15 protein-coding genes and 1 pseudogene are annotated in these 21,290 nt (G+C 73.2%); 13 read left to right on the forward strand and 3 right to left on the reverse strand.

Features of this window, described 5'->3' with window-relative positions:
• Positions 1-93: 93 nt before the first annotated feature.
• From ABZ714_RS15880 to ABZ714_RS15900, 5 genes are all read left to right on the forward strand, one after another.
• On the forward strand, positions 94-1,623 hold the full coding sequence (locus tag ABZ714_RS15880; RefSeq protein ID WP_358825798.1) for a DegT/DnrJ/EryC1/StrS family aminotransferase: 1,530 nt from the start codon (positions 94-96) through the stop codon (positions 1,621-1,623).
• Positions 1,616-3,916, forward strand: a complete 2,301-nt coding sequence (locus ABZ714_RS15885) for a lipopolysaccharide biosynthesis protein (protein WP_358825799.1) — start codon at positions 1,616-1,618, stop codon at positions 3,914-3,916. The genes ABZ714_RS15880 and ABZ714_RS15885 overlap by 8 nt, the downstream gene beginning before the upstream one ends.
• Before the next feature lie 131 nt (positions 3,917-4,047).
• The gene (locus ABZ714_RS15890; protein WP_358825800.1) at positions 4,048-6,069 is read left to right on the forward strand and encodes a glycosyltransferase; all 2,022 of its coding nucleotides are present in this window, start codon (positions 4,048-4,050) and stop codon (positions 6,067-6,069) included.
• Entirely contained in the window at positions 6,066-6,887 is an 822-nt protein-coding gene (locus tag ABZ714_RS15895; RefSeq protein ID WP_358825801.1) for a hypothetical protein, read from the forward strand. The genes ABZ714_RS15890 and ABZ714_RS15895 overlap by 4 nt, the downstream gene beginning before the upstream one ends.
• Before the next feature lie 30 nt (positions 6,888-6,917).
• On the forward strand, positions 6,918-7,958 hold the full coding sequence (locus ABZ714_RS15900) for a glycosyl hydrolase (protein WP_358825802.1): 1,041 nt from the start codon (positions 6,918-6,920) through the stop codon (positions 7,956-7,958).
• Positions 7,959-8,000: 42 nt separating this feature from the next.
• Here the strand turns inward: ABZ714_RS15900 and ABZ714_RS15905 are convergent, their stop codons facing one another.
• From ABZ714_RS15905 to ABZ714_RS15915, 3 genes are all read right to left on the reverse strand, one after another.
• On the reverse strand, positions 8,001-8,810 hold the full coding sequence (locus tag ABZ714_RS15905) for a polysaccharide deacetylase family protein (protein ID WP_358825803.1): 810 nt from the start codon (positions 8,808-8,810) through the stop codon (positions 8,001-8,003).
• Positions 8,807-10,084, reverse strand: a complete 1,278-nt coding sequence (locus ABZ714_RS15910; RefSeq protein WP_358825889.1) for a glycosyltransferase — start codon at positions 10,082-10,084, stop codon at positions 8,807-8,809. Before ABZ714_RS15910 ends, ABZ714_RS15905 begins: the two co-directional genes overlap by 4 nt.
• Positions 10,085-10,268: 184 nt before the next feature.
• Positions 10,269-11,444 carry a GNAT family N-acetyltransferase gene (locus ABZ714_RS15915; RefSeq protein ID WP_358825804.1) on the reverse strand — a complete coding sequence of 392 codons (1,176 nt, stop codon included), beginning with the start codon at positions 11,442-11,444 and terminating at the stop codon, positions 10,269-10,271.
• A 507-nt stretch (positions 11,445-11,951) separates the two neighbouring features.
• Between ABZ714_RS15915 and ABZ714_RS15920 the strand changes: the two are divergent.
• The 8 genes and pseudogenes from ABZ714_RS15920 to ABZ714_RS15955 all read left to right on the forward strand — a co-directional run.
• A pseudogene (locus tag ABZ714_RS15920) lies at positions 11,952-13,079 on the forward strand (ATP-binding protein); the annotation flags it as partial.
• Positions 13,080-14,329: 1,250 nt separating this feature from the next.
• Complete coding sequence (locus ABZ714_RS15925; protein ID WP_358825805.1) at positions 14,330-14,776, forward strand: roadblock/LC7 domain-containing protein; 447 nt, start codon at positions 14,330-14,332, stop codon at positions 14,774-14,776.
• Positions 14,773-15,132 (forward strand): DUF742 domain-containing protein, encoded by a 360-nt coding sequence (locus tag ABZ714_RS15930; RefSeq protein WP_358825806.1) that lies wholly within the window; start codon positions 14,773-14,775, stop codon positions 15,130-15,132. Before ABZ714_RS15925 ends, ABZ714_RS15930 begins: the two co-directional genes overlap by 4 nt.
• A complete protein-coding gene (locus ABZ714_RS15935) occupies positions 15,110-15,838 on the forward strand; it encodes an ATP/GTP-binding protein (protein WP_358825807.1) in 729 nt (242 codons plus the stop codon). Before ABZ714_RS15930 ends, ABZ714_RS15935 begins: the two co-directional genes overlap by 23 nt.
• Positions 15,835-17,097: a cytochrome P450 gene (locus ABZ714_RS15940; protein ID WP_358825808.1), complete on the forward strand. Its 1,263-nt coding sequence runs from the start codon at positions 15,835-15,837 to the stop codon at positions 17,095-17,097. The genes ABZ714_RS15935 and ABZ714_RS15940 overlap by 4 nt, the downstream gene beginning before the upstream one ends.
• Positions 17,098-17,578: 481 nt before the next feature.
• Complete coding sequence (locus ABZ714_RS15945; protein WP_358825809.1) at positions 17,579-18,520, forward strand: VCBS repeat-containing protein; 942 nt, start codon at positions 17,579-17,581, stop codon at positions 18,518-18,520.
• 191 nt (positions 18,521-18,711) lie between these two features.
• Positions 18,712-19,647, forward strand: coding sequence for a VCBS repeat-containing protein (locus tag ABZ714_RS15950; RefSeq protein WP_358825810.1), 936 nt, complete (start codon positions 18,712-18,714; stop codon positions 19,645-19,647).
• A gap of 632 nt (positions 19,648-20,279) precedes the next feature.
• A complete protein-coding gene (locus tag ABZ714_RS15955) occupies positions 20,280-21,227 on the forward strand; it encodes a VCBS repeat-containing protein (protein ID WP_358825811.1) in 948 nt (315 codons plus the stop codon).
• Positions 21,228-21,290: the final 63 nt, after the last annotated feature.

Consider the following 21,290-nt stretch of genomic DNA (forward strand, 5'->3'; position numbering starts at 1 on the left):
CAGGGCCCCTCCCCCGGGAGCGGGCCCTGCTTCCGTCATTGACGCGGCCGACCGGCGTGGTCCACATTGGCGACGGGTTCTTGGGGGGACGAAATGGCTCAAGGGGAGGGTCGGCCGCCGTCCGTATCGTCCTCGTCGCCTTTCGCGGCGATCGAGGAGATGATGCGGGCCCGGCTGGGCCGCGACTGTCTGTACGTACCGTCGTGCCGGCTCGGCATGTATCTGGCGCTCCGGCACTGGGTGAAACCGGGCGGCCGGGTACTGATGGCGCCCGTCAACGACGACGTCATCTTCTTCGTGGTGCTCGCGGCCGGGCTGAAGCCCGTGATGGCACCGGTCCACCACCAGGACGGCTCCATCGACGTGGCCGCCATCCCGGACGCCACCTGGGAGGGCCTCTCCGCCGTCCTCACGGTCAATATCTACGGCAACCCGGACCCGATGGAAGCCCTCCGTTCCCGCTGCCATCTGATGGGCATCCCGCTGATCGAGGACTGCGCCCATGCCATCGGCACCACCGTCGGCGGGCGGCTCGTCGGCACCTTCGGCGAGGCGTCCACCTTCAGCCTCGGCAAGCATCTGGGCGCCCGGACGGGTGGCATCCTCGCGGTCGCCGACCCCCGTACCCGCCCGGCGCTCGAAGCGGCCAGGGACGAACTGCTCGCCCCGTCGAGCACGGTCTCCGAGCTGGCGTACGGCATCCGCCCCTATCTGGAGTCCGCCGTCCGCGGGCTCCGGCTGACATCGCTGGCCTGGGCCGTGGTCCGGATGCTGGGGATGGAGGAGCGGGGGCCGGAGATCCGGATGCCGCTGCGGGCCGCCCAGCTGGTGGAGGCCCTGAACCACGCCCCGTCGCTGCTTCCCTTCAACGACTGGGTCAAGGTCGATATGCACGACTACCGGATGCGGCCGGGTCCGCTGCGGCTGCGCCGGACGGAACGGATGCTCGCCGGTCTCGACACCCTGCTGGAGGAGTACCGCTCGGGTACCGCGAAGCTGCTGGCGTCCCGGTGGGCGATCCGGCGGCCCGGCCCCGTACAGCCCCTGTTCCAGGTGCCGCTGCTGGTCGAGGACCGGGAGGGGACCCGGAATCTGCTGCACCGCAACCGGATCCACACCGGCTATCTCTACGATCCGCCGCTGGACGTCTACGCCGCCGCCTTCACCGAGCACTCGCGGACGCCGGAGGCCGCCGAGTGGTTCGGCAAGCACGCCATGCCCGCCGATCCGCTGAAGGCCGACAAGATCCTCAAGGTTCTCGACAAGGCCGGGGTGGCGCCCGCGCCGCCGTTCACACCGCGTCAGCGCGGCGGGCATCCGCTCTCCACCGGCCGGAAGGTGCGGCGGCCCTCGTCGCGGACCCTGACGACCGAGGCGTTCAGCCCGTATCCGGAGCCCCGGGACGCGGCCGAGCCCGTACCGGCGCAGACCTCGATATCCAGCCCATCCGGTTCATCGAATTCATCCGTTTCACCTGTTTCACCTGGTTCGCCTGGTTCATCCGGATTTGACGAGCAGTCGACGATGCAACTCCGTGCCGCGGATCTGGTCCTGGAGGACCACACCGTCCAGATCCGGACCCCGGCCACCCCGGGTCCCTTCCCGGGCGAGCCGCGTGTCTGACACCGATACAACCCGGCTGCGTACGCTGCCGGACCCGTCCGACACCATGATGCTCCGCAGGGTCCCCTGGTCGGCCGCGGTCGCCGCCCCGCACCGCCCGCCCGCCACCGGCGGCGACCAGGACGGCGGGGACGGCGCCGACGGCGGGAAGACCGACGAGGGCGGCGACTCGCTCTTCCGCAACGCCTACGCCCTGATGCTCTCCACGGCCGTATCGGCCGCGCTCGGTCTCGGCTTCTGGCTGGTGGCCGCCCGCTACTACTCCCAGGAGGCCGTCGGCGAGGGCTCGGCCGCCATCGCCGCGATGCGGCTGCTGGCCTCGGTCACCGCGACCACGATGATCGGCGCCGTGGTGCGCTACGTCCCCCGGGCCGGGCGCCGCACCGGCCCCCTGGTGTGGCGGATGTACCTGGTCAGCTCGATCGTGGTGACCGTCGTCTCCACCGTCTTCCTGCTGACCCTGCCGCTCTGGGGCGAGTCGTACGAGCCACTCGGCGGGCTCTGGCCCGGGGTGGCCTTCGTCCTGTCCTGTGTCGGCTGGGCGCTGCTCACCCTCCAGGACGGCGTACTCACCGGGCTCCGCCAGGCGTTCTGGGTGCCCATCGGCAACGCCGTCTTCTCCATCGGCAAGCTGCTGCTGCTCGCCGCGTTCGCCACCGCCCTGCCGGTCCTGGGGATCTTCGTCTCCTGGGGCGCGGCGATCGCCTTCTCCACCGCTCCGCTGGCCTGGCTGATCTTCCGCAGGCTGATCCCCCGGCAGGCCGCCGCCGACCGGGACCGCGAACCGCCCCGGCTCAGGGAGATCGCCCGGTTCCTCGCGGGCGACTCCGTCGGCGCCATGTTCTCCCTGGCGATGATCAATCTGCTGCCGGTGATGGTGGCGGTCCGCTTCGACGCCACCCACAACGGCTACTTCTACATCGCGTACACCGTCGGCGGGACGATGGAGTTCATGGCCATCAACATGGCCTCGTCCCTCACCGCCCACGCCTCGCACAGCCCCGAGACCCTCGCCGCCGGGGTGCGCGGGGCGCTCCGCCGGATGGCGCTGCTGCTGGTCCCGGTGGTCGGGGTGCTGGTGCTCTTCGCCCCGCTGATCCTGGCCCCGTTCGGCGCGTCGTACGCCGAGAACGGGACGACCGTGCTGCGGCTGCTGGCCGCCGCCGCGCTGCCCCGGGTCGCCGTCGAGCTGTATATCGGCGTCCTGCGGGTCCAGGGCAGGACCGGCATGCTCGCCGTCGTCCAGGGCCTGATGTGCGCCCTGGTGCTGGGCAGCGCCGCGGTGATGCTGGGCCCGGCGGGGATCGCCGGGGCGGGCTGGGCGATGCTGCTCTCCATGCTGGTGATGGCCGTGGTGGTCGCGCCGGGGCTGCGCGGCGCGCTGGCGGGCCGGGAGCCCGCGCCGTCGAAGCTGTGGGCGTGGCTGATGGCCCGGGGGCCCGCGAAGAAGGCCGAGTACGGCACGGACTGGGCGCGGAAGGCCGCCGAGCGGCGGGACCGGGTGGCCCGGGACGAGGAGGAGTACGGCGCCGCCTATGTGTGGAGCGGCCACGACACCGCGACGCCCGCGTTCGGTATCCCCGTCTTCGTGCCGCCGGAGCCGAAGGAGACCGTCCCGGTCGAGCAGCCGTCGGGTCCGGCGGAGTCCCGGGTCGCGCTGGCGCTCTGGCTGCTGCTGGGCCTGTCGGCGGCCCTGTTCTGGGGTCCGCTGCTCGCCGCGCCCGATCTGCCGCCGTCGGCCGTGCTCTCCGGCAAGGAGCTGTTGAAGGCGCTGCCGCCGGTGACGGTCACGGCGGTGGTGCTGCTGATCGTGGTGCAGAGCGCGGCGCTGTCGCTGCTGCGGCCCAGGACCGGGCTGCTGTCGGCGGCCGCGGTGGTGACCTTCGCCGCCCTGCACACCGCGCCCGCCGTGCTGGGCTGGGAACCGGAACCCGCCGACGGCGCGTGGTACGAGACCCTCGCCCGGTTCCTGGGGGCGGCGGCGGGCTGGTCCGACCCGGAGGGCGCGCTGCGCTGGCTGCCGACGGTGAGCCAGTTCTTCCTGCTGGTGGCCCTGATGGCGCTGGCCAGGACGCTGCGGGTGCCCGAGGAGGTGCAGTGGGGCGCGCTGTGGGTGCTGGTGGTCTGCGGCTGGGCGCTGCAACGCGTGCTGGCCCCGGTGGCGCTGCCGCTGCAACTGCTGCTGACCGTCGCGGTCCTGGCCCTGATCGTGACCCGGGCGGTCCGGCCGTCCCGTACATCCTCCGAAGGGCCCCGGCGGTCGAACGACGGGGACGGGCGGCGGGCCGGATGACCGGACGGACCGGATGAGCGGCCGGAGCCCGGCCCGTACGTACGACCCCCTCGGGACCGCCGCCCGAGCCCCCAGAACTCCATGAGCAGTCGAGCCGAACGTGCGAGACCGAGAACCATCCGAGGTGAAGCGTGCAACGACCAACCGCCGATTCCGGCAGACCGGGGCCGGGGCCGGACTCCGGGCGCACCGCCCCCTCCGGGCGGCGCCGCCGGGGCGACGGCACGCCGGGGCCCGTGGTGGACCAGCCCACCATGGGGCTCTCCGTGGCCCGGCTGCGCGCCTCGGTGAGCGGTGGCGGTACGGGTACGGACGGCTCGGGCCCGGCCCCGGGCGGGTCCGGCGGATCCCCGGCCGGGTCCCGGCGCGGTGGTCGGAGTGAGCGGCGGGCCGCCGCCCCGCCCGACCGCAGGACCCTGATCACGCCGGCCGCCCCGCTCGCCGCCGCCCTGCTGCTGTGGGCGATCGCGGTGGCCGTCGTCGATGTCTCGGACCTCTCCGACTTCGGTCTCTTCCGGGAGCTGCCGATCGTCTTCTGGCTCGGGCTCGCCGTGCTGACCGGCGGCTTCTGGTACGTCGTCCGCGATCCCCGGCGGAGCCAGTGGTGGCCGCTGGCGTACACCGCTGGTCTGCTGGTCTTCGAACGCGCCACCCAGGCCGTGGTCTATCCGACGCCGCTGTACGCCTGGTCGTGGAAGCACGACGCGATCATCGAGCATCTGCTGGACGCCGGAAAGCTCCAGCGGGGCGCCGAGCTGCGCGAGATGGCGGTCTACGACCAGTGGCCCGGCTTCTTCACCGCTCAGGCGGCGCTGGTCGATCTGACCGGCGCCGAGAACGCGCTGGCCTTCATGTCCTGGTGGCCGCTGCTCTCCAGTCTGATGCTGCTGCTGCCGCTGCTGCTGGTCTACCGCACCTTCACCCAGGACCGGCGGCTGATCTGGACCGCCGTCTGGATCTTCTACGCGGCCAACTGGGTCGGCCAGGACTACTTCTCGCCGCAGTCGCTGGCCTTCGCGCTCTATCTGGGAGTGATCGCGGTCGCGCTGCGCCGGGCGGAGGCCCCGGCACCGGGCCGCCGGGCCCGGCAGATGGTGTGGACGGCGCTGCTGATCCCGCTGATCGCGGCGATCGTGGTGGCCCATCAGCTGACCCCGGTGATGCTGGTGGTCAGTCTGGCGGCGCTCTGTGTGATGGGGCGCTACCGGGACTGGACGCTGGTGATCGTGCTGGTCCTGGTCTTCGCGGCGTGGAATCTGACCGCGTCGCTGCCGTTCCTCAGGGAAGCCGTCCCGGACATGATCAAGTCGTTCGGGGACGTCGGGAGCAATCTGGAGCGGGGGTACGGCTCCGTGCCCACCGGTTCCGGGGCGCTGTTCGCCTCCTGGTCGGCCCGGCTGCTGTCGGCCGCCGTCGTGCTGTTGGCGGCGGTCGGGGTGTTCCGGGGCGGGAAGCCGCTGCGTACCCGGGCCAGGCCGCTGCTGCTGCTGGCCGCCGTACCGCCGCTGCTGGCGGTCGCCAACGGCTACGGCAGCGAGATGATCTTCCGGGTCCTGATGTTCATGCTGCCCTATCTGGCCTTCTTCGCCGCCGTGGCGCTGCTGCCGGTGACCAGGGAGGCCAGGGCGTCGGCGGAGCGGCCCCGGCTGGAGACCGGGATCCGCTATGGACTCGTCCCGGCGGTGGCGCTGGTGGTCCTCACGGCCCTCTACGTGCCCAGCTATATGGGCAAGGACCGGCTGAGCTACTTCCCGCCCGCCGAGGTGAAGCTGGTGAAGGATCTGCTGCGGACCGCCCCCAAGGGGTCCCTGGTGGTGGCGGCGCACCGGAACTATCCGGCCGCGTACGACCGCTACTGGGACGTGGACCACTACTGGTTCCTGGACGACGCCAAGTTCCATGTCGACGACATCGTGAAGGCCCCGGCCAAAACGCTGGCGAGCGATATGTCGGGTGTCCGGCCGCCGGGTGAGGCGTACTTCCTGTACACCCGCGCCCAGGTGGCGAACTCGGAGATGAACGGGCTGCTCACCGCCGAGCAGATGGCCGCCATCGAGAAGGACGTGGCGGCGTCGCCGCTGTTCGAGAAGGTCGCGGGCAATGACGCCGGGGTCGTGTACCGGCTGAAGCGCGCGTCGGGGAGGGCGTCATGAGACCCGGAGACGGTACGGGACACGGTCCCGGGCAGGGCGGCCAGGGCCGCCAGGGGCCCGGCGAGGGGTCGTACGGCGGCGGGTACGAGCCGCAGAAGCCGTACGGGACGCCCGGGCGGAGCCCGGAGCCGTACGGCGGCGCGAACCCGCCGGGCGGCCGTCGGCGTCGCCGGGAGCCGGGCCCCGTACCGGCGTTCCCGCCCCCGGCGCCCTCGGAGCAGCAGGCGGGGCCGCCGCCCGCGCCCGGGTCTCCGCCGGGACCGCCGCCGCAGGCCCGGCCCGGGCCCGGCACCGGCCCGGCCGCGGGGCAGGCGCCCGGACGGGGCCGGGCCGGGTCGGCGGCAGCACGCGGCCTCGGCGGCATCGCGGACATCGATCTCGCCGACCGGGAGGCGCTGGCCGTCCGGTTCGGCCCGGTCGCCGCCGGACTCGTCGCCCTGCTCGCCACCGTCCTCCCCGACGGCAATCCGCTGCGCTGGCTGCCGATCTCCGTCTTCCTGCTGGCCGGGCCCGGGGTCGCGGTCCTGCGGGTCTGCGCGCCCCGGCTCCGCCGCGACCGGGCCGTCGGCCCGGAGGACGACTGGGAGACCGGCTTCGACCACGGTTCGGACCGGCTGGAGCTGGCGATGCTCGCCCTCTTCCTCAGCATGGGACTGACCGTGCTGACCGCCACGGGCCTGATCGCGGTGGAGTCCTTCAGCGGAACGGGCGTGCTGCTGCTGCTCCTCGGCCTGACGGCGATCGCCGCCGCATGCCCGCAGCTCCCGGAGGGCAGACATCGTTACGAGGACCCGGCGCCCCCCACCAGGGGGAAGTGACCGGCGAGCACCGGAAAGGCACGACCGCACGTGAAGAACCACAGGCTGTGGATCACGCTGTCCACGGCCCTCGTGGGGGCGCTGCTCCTGGGCGCCGTCGCCCTGGCGGGCACCACCTCGCGCGAGGACGCCCGCCCCTCGCCAGGCTCCCCCGAGTGCCGGGCGACCGAGCTGCTGGTGCCGCCGTGCGGCGCGTGGTTCGGCGCGTACGTCCGGCACGAGAAGCCGGAGCTGGTGGCGAAGGTCCGGGAGTACGAGGAGCGGATCGGGCGGAAGCTCGACATCGTCTACGCGTACCACGACATGTCCACGGACGACCTCGAAGGGCAGCTCGTCACCGAGCAGGAGCGCGAGGTCGGGCGGGAGCGGATGCTGCTGCTGTCGTGGGAGAGCAAGTGGTGGGGCGGTACGGACGCCCAGCAGCCGCGCTGGACACAGATCTCGTCGGGGGCGCTCGACGAGAGCGTGATCGACGTCCAGGCGCGGCGGGTCAAGGCGTACGGGAAGCCCCTCTTCCTCTCCTTCGACCTGGAGATGGACACCCGGATCCCGGCGGCGGGCACCCCGGCCGAGTTCGTCGCCGCCTGGCGGCACATCCACGACCGGTTCGCCGAACTGGGCGTCACCAATGTGGTGTGGACCTGGACGATCACCGGCTATCCGGGGAACAACGAACTCTTCCCCCGGCTCTATCCGGGGGACGAGTACGTCGACTGGATCGCGTACAACCGCTACAACTACTACCGCTGCCACGACACCGACTGGGTCTCCTTCGGGGAGACCCAGCGCGATGTGCACCGCTGGATCCGGCAGCACATCTCGGCCGACAAGCCGCTGATGCTCTCCGAGTTCGGCTCGGCCGACGATCCGGAGCGGCCCGGCCGGCAGGCCGAGTGGTACGAGGAGGTGCCGTCGGTGGTGAAGGAGCTGGACGGGGTGCACGCCGCCCTCCAGTGGAACTGGCGCGACCCCGGCCCGCACTGCGATCTGTCGCTGGCCCGGGGTTCCTCCTGGAAGAGCCTGGCCGCCGCGGCGGCGGATCCGTACTTCCGGCAGAACCGCCCCTGGTGACCGGGGTCCGCTGACCGGTCGGCAGGTCAGCCGGTCGGCAGGTCAGCCCGCGAAGACCGGTCCCCGGACCGCCGCCCTGGCCCGCCGGTACCAGCGCCACCCCAGGGTCTTGACGCTCTCGGGGAACGGCGCCACCGGCACCCCGCCGCCCGCGAGCCAGCCCTCGACATCGGCGGTGGTGTGGGTCCGGCGCACGATCAGCCGGGCGATCCGGTAGGCGTCGTCGGTCTCCGAGCTGAGCGCGTGCCGGACCGCGACGGCCGAGGTGTAGCCCGCGCGCAGCGCCGCCCGCCGGACGCCCCGGCTGCTGTAGCCGTGCGGATAGGCGAGATGGGTCACCTCGTGGCCGAGCAGGTCCTCCAGCACCTCGCGGGGCTCTCGCAACTCCCGTTCCAGGGCGCCCCGGCGGAGGGTGTCGAGCTGGGGGTGGGTGACGGTGTGCGTACCGATCTCCATCCCGTACTGCTCCAGCAGCGGCACCTGGGAGAGCGTCATCATCGGCGCGGGCGGCAGCAGGCTCCGGCCGCCGGGGGTGATCGCCCCGGTGGTCAGATAGACCGTCGACGGCAGGGACCGCTCGGCCAGCGCCTCCGCCGTCGGCCCGGGCAGATCGGCGAAGCCGTCGTCGATGGTGATGATCACCGGCCGGTCCGGCAGCGGGGCGCCGCCCGCGAGCCGCTCGACCAGCGCGCCGACGGTCACCGGCGTCCGCCCACTGGCGACCACCGCGTCGAGCTGGTCGGTGAACTGGCGCGGGGTGACGGTGAACTCGGCGATCCACTCCGGCGGGTCCTCCATGACCGCGTGGTACAGGAGAACGGGGATGTACGGACCGTTCGCGCGGTCGTTCATGGCTGCTCCTCGCCCCGTGGCTCCCACGGCGGCCGTACGCCCCGCACCTTGCGGCGCGCCTTGGCGTAGCCCAGGGGTCCGGCGAGCATGCCCCGCCGCTCCAGCCGGGACAGTTGCCGTGGCCACGGATAGTCGTGCGTGCCGTGTGCCCCGGGTACGGCTGCGCCGCCGGAGTCACGGTGTGCGGTGATCGTACGGGCGCGGGCCAGGCCGCGGGGAAGTTTCCGCAGCAGCGACGGGAGCAGTGCGGGGCGGCGGACCAGGACGGCGGTGAGATAGGCGGTGAGCCCGGCGCCGTAGCCGTACGCCTGGTTGGTGAGGTCGCCCCAGGTCTCCCGGTGGTGGTGCCAGACCAGCGCCTCGGGGCTGTAGCGGAGCCGGTGTCCGGCGGTGAGGACGGCGACGAAGGCGTAGAGGTCGTCGCCGCCGCGGGCCGGGGTGCCGGTGCCGGTGGCCGGGTCGAAGCCCCCGGCGGCCCGCAGGGCGGCGGCCCGGAAGGCCATATTGGCGCCGGAGCCGAAGCTGCCCGCGGTGAACGGGAAGAGGGGCTCGTCGGCGGGCGGCAGCGCCGGGTCGTAGGTCCTGGCCGCGAAGCCCTTGGCGAAGCCGCCGTGGCTCTCCAGCAGGATCTGGGCGGGGGTGCCGAGCCGGGCGGGGAGGATGAGGCCGGTGGTGCAGCCGAGTCCGGGGTCGTCGGCGAAGGGCCGGGTGAGTTCGGTGAGCCAGCGGGGGTCGGCGATCACATCGTCGTCGGTGAAGGCGACGATCTCGCCGTCGGCGGCGGCGACACCCCGGTTGTGGGCGATCGCCAGGCCGGGCACGGGCTCGGTGACATAGCGGACGGGGACGGCCCGGTCCGCGTACTCCCCGGTGACGAGTTCCTCGGTGGCGGTGGTGACGGGCGCGTTGTCCACCACGACGATCTCGAAGTCGGGGTGGTCCTGGGCGAGCAGGGAGTCCAGGGCGTGGGCGAGCCGGTCGGCGCGCTCCCGGGTGGCGACGACGACGCTGGTACGCGGCGGGGTGCCGGTGGCCGGGGAGGGGACGGGGACCCCGGTCCTGGCGAGTTCGGCGCGGGCGTGGGCGGCGACGGCGTCGGCCGGGTTCTTGCCCGCGGGGACCGTACAGACGACGGTGGCGACGGGCCGGCCCCCGACCCGGACCAGGGCGTAGACGTCGTCGCCGCTGTCGATCGCGGCGGCGGGCGGGAGCGCGGGCCCGAAGGAGAGGACCTCGCCGTCGGGACCGGCCAGATCGAGCTGGGCGACCCGGATCGGGGTGGGCGGGGCCGGCGGGGGCTGCGGCGCCGGTGGGCGCGCCGTGGGCGGCTGGGATGTCACGGGTACGGGGTTCTTTCCTCGGGGCTCGGAAGCGTACGGGCGGTACGGGTCCCGCCGGGGCCGGGGCCGGGGCCCGGGAGCGGGCGGGGAACCGGGAGCGGGCCGGGCGGGCGGCCGGTCACGGGGTTTCGCGGCGGGCTTCCCGGCGGCCTTCGCGGCGGTCGCGGAGTTTCGCGAGGCCCACCAGGGTCCGCTGGGCGCGGGCCGCGAGCCGGGGCCGGTCGCGGACGAAGCCCTGGGCGCGGCGCGTGGGTTCACGGAGCAGCCAGTGCAGGGCGGCGCCGGGACCGGGGCGGACGGCCGCGCCCTCGTGGACCCGGAGCAGCCGGGTGTGCAGGGACTCCTTGTACTCGGCGTCGCCCCGGCCCAGGTCGAGGACGTCGATCCCGGCCGCCGCGGCGCCCTCGGCCATCCGCAGATGGAGCACGAGCCCCGGCGAGTACTTGGCGAAGGCCGGGTCGTAGGCGGGGAACCAGCAGGCCAGGAGGGTTTCGGAGCGGAGTCCGAAGTGCGCGGCGACCGGGGTGTCTCCGGCGTACAGCACCGACAGCACGCCGGAGCAGCCGGGGTCGTCCGCGCCGTGCAGCCGCCGGACGAGTTCGGCGATCCACTCCCTGGCGAACCGGTCGCCCCGGCCGGTCCGCCGGTACTGGGCGGACTTCCAGGCCATCAGAGTGGCCAGCGCCGCCGGGTCGCGCTCGTCGAAGACGAACCGGACGGCGCCCGCCTGCCGGGACAGCCGCCGCTCCTTGGCGAGGGTGGTCTTCAGGAACTTCGGGGCGCGGAGGCGCAGCTCGTCCTCGTAGGCCCGGTAGCCGTTCGAGACGTCGATCGCCGGGGAGCGGAACGACTCGGCGGCCCCGTCGGCGAGGACCTCCTGGCCGTCCTCCAGATTGTCGAACTCCCAGACGGAGAGACCGCAGGCGGTGAGGAGTTCCCGGGTGGTGACGGCGAGACCGGGGCGGAGGACCGCGCCCTGGCAGTCGGAGACGCCGAAGCCGATCGCCCGGCCCCGGCCGAGCGCGCCGCGTTCGAAGGGCAGGAATCCGGCGGGCTCGCCGTTCCTCCACAGAATCGCCACCCGGGCCGCCGGGCGGACCCGGCCGATGGCGAGGGTGAACCCGGGCTCCATGAAGGGGCTGGCCGGGGCGCCGCCCGCGATCCGCTCCCGGCGGATCGCCCGCCAGCTCTCGATCTCGCGTTCGCCCAGCTCGGCGGGTGCGACGAGCTGGATCCGCAGCCCCCGGACGGTGGCGCCGCCGCGGCGCGCTTCCGGTATGTCGACGAGGCTCATTGACCCCCGGCCTCCCCTGAGAATTCCCGGACAGGACGGTACCGGGCCATAACCGACAGGATAGACAGCCCTCCGGAAGGTGTGCCGGAGGTGTGAAGACGTGGAGGACGACGTTACCCGCGGGAATGCCGGTTCCGTCCCCCGGGTCGCTTACGACCCTGTCCCGGCTTGCCCAACTGATATTCGAACGCGGTCGGTTGATCGTAGGATTCACCCCGCTCCCGTCCCCCTGCGGGAGCCGATGTGTCCGGGAAGGACTCTGTCTTCCGTGACCTCTTCAGCGACTGTCGCCCGCATTCGCCCGTATTCCTCCATCCCTGCACCGCTCCGTCCGGCCGGTCGGCGTTCCGCCGCCGCTCCGGATGCCTTCACGACCGTCCCGGAACCGGGATCCGGAACCCGAACCGGAACCGGAACCCGAACCGAAGTCGTATCCGCGCCCAGGACCGCAGCCAGGTCCGGGTCCGGGACCTGGACCCCCGGGCCCGCCACCGCCCCCGGCCGCAGATGGTGAGCCGGGCCGCCAGGGCCGCGGCGAAACCGGTCCGTACCCCCGTCTGGTGGCCGCTGTCCACCCTCGCGGCCGTCGCCGCCGGGGCCGTACTCGCCGCCCAGCACACCCCCGTCGACCGGCAGCGGATCGTCACCGGCGCCGCCGTCGGCGCCGGGCTGCTGCTGCTCTCCTGGACGCTGTTACTGGCCCGGCTGCTGCGCGGCCGGCGCGGCCGGTGGGCCGCCGACCGGCGGACCGCCGAGGCGCGCGCCGCCGAGGTGGCGCGGCTGGCGGCCGTACGCGCCCCCGCGATCGCCGAACGCCGCCGCGAGGGCCTCGGGATCGGCCCCGACGACGTACCCGGCCCTCTCTCACCGGCCGCCGACACCGGTGAGGAGTTCGCGGCGGACATCGAGTCGATCGTCGCGGCGCTCGGCTCGGACGAGGCCGTACGCCGGGAACGGGCGCTCCGCGACGCCGTCCAGGCGGCCTTCGAGTCCGTGGCCCGCCATATGCACGCCATGGCCACGGTGCAGCAGCAGGTCCTGGACGAGGTGGAGCAGAGCATCGAGGACCCCGGGCTGATGGCCGGGGTGATGCGGGCGGACCACGCCGCCGCGCAGATGACCCGGAAGGCGCAGACCCTGCTGGTGATGTGCGGGGTGTGGCCCGCGCGGCGGGAGAGCGGCCCGGTGTCGCTGTACGACTGCGTACGCGGCGCCCAGTCCCGGATCGTGGAGTTCGGCCGGGTCGAGGTGCACGGCGCCCGGAACCTGTACGTCGTACCGCCCGCCGTCGAGGGCGTCATGCACACCATCGCCGAACTGCTGGAGAACGCGACGGTCTTCTCGCCGTCCAGGACCCGGGTCGTGGTCACCGTCCGCGAGGTGGGTTCGGGCGCGGTGGTGGAGATCGACGACGCGGGCGTCGGCATGCCGCCGGACGTGCTGGAGCGGGCCGCCGCCCGGATCCGGGACGAACTGGATCTGGCGGAGCTGGGCGCGGTACCCCGGCTGGGTCTGGCCTGCGTCGGCCGGTGGACCCGCGAACTCGGGTTCGGCGTCGAGCTTTCGGGGGCGTCGGCGTACGGCGGGACCCGGGCGGTGGCGTTCCTGCCGTATCCGCTGCTGACCGAGCCGCTGTCGCACTTCTCCCGGGGCCAGGAGACCCTGGACGGTTACCCGGACGCCGATACCGATACCGACTTCTACGGCGGGGCGGGGCGTCCGGAGCCGTACGGACCCGGCGGCCGGGGGTACGCGCGCGGGACCGCGCCCGGTGTCCCGGCGGACCGGGATCCGGGCCGCCGCGGCGAAGGCCGGTACGGTGCCGGGCCGTACGGTTCCGAAGGCCGCGGGGGCGTACGCGGCCGGAGCCGGGACCGCCGTCCCGAACCGCTGCCCCCGGCCCGGCCCGAACCGCTGCCGGGACCGCCGCGGGACCGGGTGTCCGAGCGGCGCCCCGGTCCCGGCCCCGCTCCCGGTCCGGAGCCGTACGCCCCTGACGCCACGGACTTCCCGGGGTCGGGATCCGGGACGTACCCCGACGGCGTGTCCGGGGCGGGCCCCCGGGCCTTCCCTGGTTCGGGTTCGGGAGCCCGTTCCGATTCCGGTGCCGGTTCGGGTGCCGGGACCCACGCCGGGGTACCCGGGCCGGAGTCCGGGGCGTACGCCGGACCGTACTCCGGGGCCTACGACGCGGCGGACTCCGCGCCGCCGTACGGCAGCCGCCCGCAGCAGGCCCGTTCCTGGCACGCCCCCGCTCCCGGCGGCGGGAGCGGTCCCGGTCCCGGCGGCGAGACGCGGGCGGCCCTGCCGCGCCGCCGCAGCCGCCGGGGCGCGGCCGTCGAGGCGGCGGCCAGGCAGGCGCTCGGCCCCCGGACGGAGCCGATGCTCCAGCCCTCGCCCCAGCCGCCGATCCCGCCCGCGCCCGTCATGCCCGAACGGACCGGGGTCTGGACGCCGGACGACGCCCGGGCGTCCGTGACGAGCGTGCTGGCGGGGACCCGTAAGGGCCGGGCGGCCGTCGCCGGGGAACGGGCGGACGCGGCGGCCAGGGACCGGGAGCTGGCCCGGGACCGGGCCGTCCGGAACCGGGCCCGCGAACCGGAGCCGGGGCAGGCCCGCGAACTGGAACGGGAGCGGGAACAGGCCCGGCGCCGGGCCCGCGCGCGGGCCTGGGCCGACGAACCCCCGGATCCCGGCGGCGAGTTCGGCGCGCCCGGCGAATCGGGGGACCCCGGCGGGCGGCCCCCGGCCCGTACCGCCCAGGCTCCGGCGGCGTACCGCACGTACTCCGTCTACGACCCCCTCAACGGAGCCGACGGCGGCCCCGGCGAAGCCGAACCGCCCGCCGACACCGACGAACCCGATATCCACCATGGAGGCAGACCGTGACCGGTCACCTTTCGATCCTCCCCGACGTGGGCTGGATGCTCCGGCCGCTGATCGAGATCCCGGGCGTACGGCACGCCGTCGTCGTCTCCGAGGACGGGCTGCGGCTCGGCCACGCGTCGGCGCAGCGGCTGACCGGCCCCGTCGGGGAGTTGAGCACGGCCCAGGCCGAATCCCTCTCGGCGGCCTGCGCGGCGATGAACATGACGGGCAGATCGACCACATCGCTGCTGTTCGGCGCGGGTGCCGGGATGCGGCAGCTGATGCTGGAGTCCGAACACGGCTTCGTCCTCTTCTCGCAGGCCGGGGCGGGTGCCCATCTGGCCGTGGCGACCGGCACGGACGCGGATATCGGTCTGGTCGCCCAGCAGATGCAGCTCCTGGTGGCCCGGATCGGGGCCCACTTGGGCAGCAGGCCGAGGGACCCCGTGGCCGACCCCTCATGACCGGCCGCCCGCGGGAGCGGACCACCCCGGCGGTACGCCCGTATGTGATCACCCGGGGGCGGGCGGGCACCGGCGGGGCGCCGCTGCCGTGGGAGACCCTGGTGACGGCGGCGGACGTGCCGTTGCCGGACTCCCTCCTCCCGGAGCATCTGCTGATCCTCCGGGAGTGCCGGGGGCTGCTGTCGGTGGCCGAGATCGCCGCGTACCTCGGCCAGCCGCCCCCGGTGACGCAGATCCTGCTGGCCGACCTCGTCCACTGGGGTCTGGTCGTGCTCCGTCCGCCCGTACCACCGGCCGACCGCACCGATGCGACCATGCTGAGAAAGGTCCTCCATGGCCTCGAACGCCGTCTCTGACCCCTGGGGCCGGGACACCCCCGGCGCCCTGGGTCCGGGGCACCACGCGCCGCCCGCCGCCCGCCCCGGGACGTCCGGCGAATCCGGCTACTCCGGCGACTCCGGCAAGTACGTCTCCGCGAGCGTCAGGGGCGCGGCGAAGATCCTGGTCGTCGGACCGCTGGGCGTCGGGAAGACGACACTCATCGGCACCGTCTCCGAGATCAAGCCGCTCTGCACGGAGGCGGTGATGACCGAGGCGGGCGCCGGGGTCGACACCCTGATCCGGGCCGGGAAGACCACCACCACCGTCGCCCTGGACTTCGGCCGGATGACGATCGACGGCGCCGTGGTGCTCTATCTCTTCGGCACCCCCGGCCAGCAGCGGTTCCTGCCCGCCTGGCGCGAACTGGCCCGGGGCTCGCTCGGCGCGCTCGTCATGGTCGACACCCGCGACCCGGCCGCGGCCTTCGACGCGCTCGGCAATCTGGAGGACCTCGGACTGCCGTTCGCGGTCGCCGTCAACGACTTCCCGGGCAGCCCCCGCTACCCGGAGGCCGAACTGCGCGGCGCCCTCGATCTGCTGCCCGGCACCCCGCTGGTCCACTGCGACGCCCGCGACCGGCGCTCCGCCGTGGGCGCGCTGATCGCCCTGCTGCGGCATCTGATCGACGAGGGCCCGGAACGGGCCGGGGACCGGGCGGGCCCCGGGAACGGGCCGTCGTGAGCTATCCGCCGCAGCACGCCCACCCGGCGTCCCGGTCGCCCGGCGGCCGGTGCCCCACCGCCCCCGCGCTCTACGGGCCGGAGCCGGACGGCGACGGGCTGCCCGCCTTCTACGCGGAGCTGCGCCGCGAGTACGGGCCGGTGGCGCCGGTGACCCTGGCGCCCGGGGTCTCCGCCTGGCTGGTGATCGGACACCGCGAGGTGCTGCACGTGGCCCGGGAGGAGCAGGACTTCTCGCACGATCCGCGCCGCTGGTCGCTGCCCCGGGAGGGGCGGGTGCTGCCGGAGTCCCCGGTGATGCCGGTACTCGGCTGGCGACCCGCGCTGCTCTACGCCGACGGGCAGCAGCACCGCCGGATGCGGACCGCGGTGTCGGAGACGATCGCCGGACTCGACGGCCACGAACTGCGCCGGAGCGTACGGGCGGCGGCCGAGGAGCTGATCGCGGCCTTCGCGCCGAGGGGCGAGGCGGACCTGGTGGCGCACTACGCGCAGAAACTGCCGTCCCGGACCGTCGTCCGGCTGCTCGGCCTCGACGAACGGACCGGCCAGCAGCTGATCTGGGCGATCACGGGCACGGTCGCGGCCAACGCCGACTCCGCCAACGCGGGCCGCCGGATGAGCGCCATCCTCGCCGGACTGGTCGCGGACCGGCGCCGCGACCCCGGCCCCGACCTGGCCTCCGCCCTGCTGGGCCATCCGGCGGGCCTCTCCGACGACGAGGTACTGCACAACCTGGCGGTGATGTTCCTGGCGGGCCATCACACCACCGTCAACTGGATCTCCGCGACACTGCGGGTCCTGCTCTGCGACCCGGCGTTCCGGTCGTCCCTGACCGGCGGCCATCTGACCGTGGACGACGCCCTCGACCTCGTACTGTGGCGGCATCCGCCGACCCAGCACCTGCCCGCCCGCTACGCCACCCGGGACCTGGAACTCGCCGGGCGCGCGGTCCGCGCGGGCGATCTGCTCCTGCTCGGCCTCGCGGGCGCCAACCAGGACCCGGACGTACTGCCCCCGAACGGCGTCCCCGTCGTCGGCAACCGCTCCCATCTCTCCTTCGGCGCCGGTCCCCACACCTGCCCGGCCCAGGACCCGGCCCGGCTGATCACCCGGACCGCCGTCGACACCCTCCATCACCGGATTCCCGACCTCCGGATCTCCGTTCCGGAACCGGACCTGCCGTGGCTGCGCTCTCCCTGGAGCAAGGGCCTGGCGGCCCTCCCGGTCCGGTTCGCACCGCGCCCGCCGACGCCGTAGGCCCGGTGGCCCGCTTGCCCGGTGCCGGGGCGTACCGGCTGCCGTACAGGTAGCCGTACCGACCGGCCGTACGCGAGATTTCCGGGACCGGCGTACAACCCTTTCCCGGGGAAGGGTGTCAAACACGTGTCAGGGCAGCCCGGTTGGGCCGTCCGACCGCCGGAGGCAGTCGCTCGACGACCGGGCCGGGGCGAGGTACGCGGCCGAGTCCGGGACCGTGCCACGACGACCGTGATCCGGCGGCTATCACGGGGGGATAACGGGGGATTCTCCGCGATCGGCTGCGTTCCGATCGCGGGAACGCGGTGACCACCCGCCACAGGTGTCCGGCAACCGGCTTTGACCAGCACCGATGCCCCGACTTTCCCAACCACCCAATGAAATAAGTTGATTGGGACGAGGAAGAGCGCGAATACTCTAAACATGATGAACAGCGCCTGAAAGGGCCGGTTCATCCCCATTCGCATACGGGGTGAAGTACATGACCACCAGCAACTCCCTCCGCACGGGGCTCCTCTCCCGCGCGACGGTCGCCGCTCTCACGGCGGCCCTCGTCGCCACCGGCACGAGCGCCGTGGCGGCCGGCCGGCCGGACTCCGCCGACCGCGGCGCCGGACAGCTCGCGTCCGAACTGGCGAAGCGCGGCGCCCAGGCGGCCCGGGCCGACGGCCGGAGCGCGGCGCCCGGCGCCGCCGAACAGCGCGCTCTCTACGCCTTCGACGGCGGAATCATCTACGGCTACGCCCCCGACGGCGCCGGCGGCTACCAGGCCCGCCAGCGGCTCGGTTCGGGCTGGGAGTTCATCAAGCACGGCGCCCAGGCCGACAACGACGGCGACGGCTTCGGCGACGACGTCTGGCTCTGGGACCGCGAGGGCTATCTGCACTACTCGGCCGGTGAAGCCACCGAGGGCGTAGTCATCGGCGGCGGCTGGAACATCTACAACCACACCTTCTCGCCGGGCGATCTGAACGGCGCACCCGGCGCCGAAATCCTCGCCCGCGACAGCGCCGGAGTCCTCTGGATCCACGTCGGCCACGGCGACGGCCGGGTCGCCCCGCGCGTCCGGGTCGGCGGCGGCTGGAACGTCTACGACCGGATCGCCGGGCTCGGCGATCCGACCGGCGACGGCAAGGCGGACGTCGTCGCCGTCGACAAGGCCGGCGACCTCTGGCTCTACGAGGGCACCGGCGACCACCGGACCCCGTTCAAGCCCCGTACCAGGACCGGCTGGGGCTGGGACGTCTACAACGCCGTGGTCGGCGTCGGGGACCTCGACCTCGACGGCCGGAGCGATCTGATCGCCCGTGACCGGGCGGGCGCCCTGTGGCGGTACTCCGGTGCCGGCGACGCCGCCACGCCCTACAAGCCCCGCGTGAAGATCGGCACCTCGGGCTGGAACGCCTACCGCTCGCTCTTCTGACCCGTACCGGGAGGCCGGTGCCCGGCGACGGACACCGGCCTCCCGGCCCACACAGACCACACGGTCCGCCCCTATGGGCCGTGGGACCCACCGGGGAGGCCGCGCCTCCACCCGGAGACGCGGCCACCTCACGCCGCGGCCCCTCCCCGGGAGACGGCCGCTTTTTCACAGATTATTTGGAGCAATATTTCATGGTAAAGACCGTTACCAATCGTACGGGCGCACTCTCCCGCGTCACCGTCGCCGCCCTCACCGCGGCCCTCGTCGCCACCGGCACGAGCGCCGTCGCGGCCGACAAGCCGGGTACGACTCCGTCGCAGGCGGGCAAGGCCGCCGCGGCCCTCACCGAGGCCGGGAAGGCGAAGGCGCCGACGAAGTCCGGCAAGTCGGCCGCGGCCAATGTCCCCGGCGAGTTCCGTGTGCTGTTCGCCCTCGACGGTTCCAGCCTCTACGAATACGTGCCCAACTACACCGGGGGCTACCAGCCGCGCCAGTTCGCCACCGATTCATGGGGCTATGTGAAGAATGCCGCCTGGGTCGACAGCGACGGCAACGGCGAGGCCGACAACTTCTGGGTCTGGGACACCAATGGCTACATGGACTACTCGGGTTCCCTCGGCGACGTGGGCCACGGCTGGAACATCTACAACAAGATCGTCTCCCCCGGGAACCTCGGCGGTGCCGTCGGCGGCGACCTGATCGCCCGGGACGCGGCGGGAGACCTCTGGCTCTACCTCGGCTACGCGGACGGCCGGGTCAGCGTCCGGCAGAAGATCGGCAGCGGCTGGAACATCTACAAGAACATCGCCGGGAACGGCGACTACACCGGCGACGGCAAGGCCGACATCGTCGCGGCCGACACCGACGGGATCCTCTGGCTCCACCCCGGTACCGGCGACTACACCAAGCCCTTCAAGCCGCGGGTCCGCGTCGGCGGCGGCTGGAACACCTTCAACAACCTGGTCGGCATCGGCGACCTCGACGCCGACGGCACCAACGACATGATCGCCCGGGGCAACGACGGCACCCTGTGGCGCTACTCGGGCACCGGGAACGCCACCGCGCCCTTCAAGCCCCGCGCACAGATCGGCACCGGCGGATGGAACAGTTACCGCCTGATGTTCTGACCGACGACCCCACCTGGGACTGACCGGGCACACGGGGGACCACGACGGGAGGCCGCGCCGCACGGGGGGCGCGGCCTCCTCCCCGTACCGGATGTCAGCGGAACAGCGGCAGAGAGCGAAACGGCCCCGGCGCCCACTTGCGCGGCGCCGGAAAAAAATCTTCCACGGGCGTACAACCCTCCCGCACCCTCGCGGGTCGTACCTGTGTCGGCCCGATTTTCCCGGGCCGGCCACCCGGCCGATGGGCGGCTCGAAGCCGCAGGACCGGCGGGTGGCAACGGGGGATTCGACCGGGGGTACTTCTTCGTGAACGGGCACCGCCCCGCACCTCGGTCCGGGAGTATCACCGGCCTGACGGAATATTCCGCGCTTATCACCGGAACCAACGTCTTAAGGTAGAACGTCGTCATCAGTACGACACGGCCGGATCCGTTCGACCGTACGCCTCCATGCGCGTCGGGAAACGGGACCTCGGCCTCCGCGTCGCAACCGACCGTCGAGGCCGTCCAAGCCCCGCTTCTCGACCCAGGTCAATTGGGGTTGACCGTTGCGAAACGCATGGAAAGATAGCCAAACGTAGTGAACCTTCCAGGGGGGAAGTTCACTCCCTAACTCTTTCGGAGTGGCATTTAATGGCAAAGACTGCCTTCAACCGCACGGGCGCGCTGTCCCGTGTCACCGTCGCCGCCCTCACCGCCGCCCTCGTCGCCACCGGCACGAGCGCCGTCGCGGCCGACAACCCGGGCAACACCGCCCCGACGAAGGCCGCCGCCGCGGCGGCCGAGCTGGTCGCGAAGAAGAAGCAGCAGGCACCCGTCAGCGGCCGCAGCGTCGCGAAGGCCAATGTCGCGGCCGAGTACCGCTGGCTGGGCGCGATCTCCGGCTCGACCCTGTACGACTACGCGCCCAACGGCAGCGGCGGGTACGACGCCCGCAGCTGGGTCACCGACCAGTGGACCTACATCAAGAACGCCCAGCAGGCCGACAACGACGGCGACGGCGTCGCCGACGACTTCTGGGTCTGGGACACCGCAGGCTACATGGCCTACGCGTCCAACGAGGCCGACGTGGTCAACGTCGGCGGCGGCTGGAACACCTTCAACAAGGTGATCTCGCCCGGCAACCTCGGCGGCGCCGCCAGCGCCGACCTGCTCGCCCGGGACGGCTCCGGCAACCTCTACCTGTACCTGGGCTACGCCAACGGCAAGGTCGCCCCGCGCGCCAAGATCGGCACCGGCTGGAACATCTACAGCCAGATCGCGGGCGTCGGCGACCTGACCGACGACGGCAAGGCCGACATCGTCACCGCCGACAAGTCCGGCGTGCTGTGGATCCACCCGGGCACCGGCGACTACAAGAAGCCGTTCAGCGCCCGCGTCAAGATCGGCGGCGGCTGGAACACCTTCAACAACCTGGTCGGCGTCGGCGACCTGGACTTCGACGGTCGCAGCGACATCATCGCCCGCGACAAGGCGGGCGCCCTGTTCCGCTACTCGGGCACCGGTATCACCAACGCCCCCTTCAAGCCGATGGCCAAGATCGGCACCGGCGGCTGGAACACCTACCGCGTGATCTTCTAAATCGGCTCCACCCCGGCCCGTCAGGGCCCGGACGGCTGACCCTAGGGAGCCGCACCCCCGCCA

Source organism: Streptomyces sp. NPDC006798, from assembly GCF_040635975.1.
GTDB lineage: Bacteria > Actinomycetota > Actinomycetes > Streptomycetales > Streptomycetaceae > Streptomyces.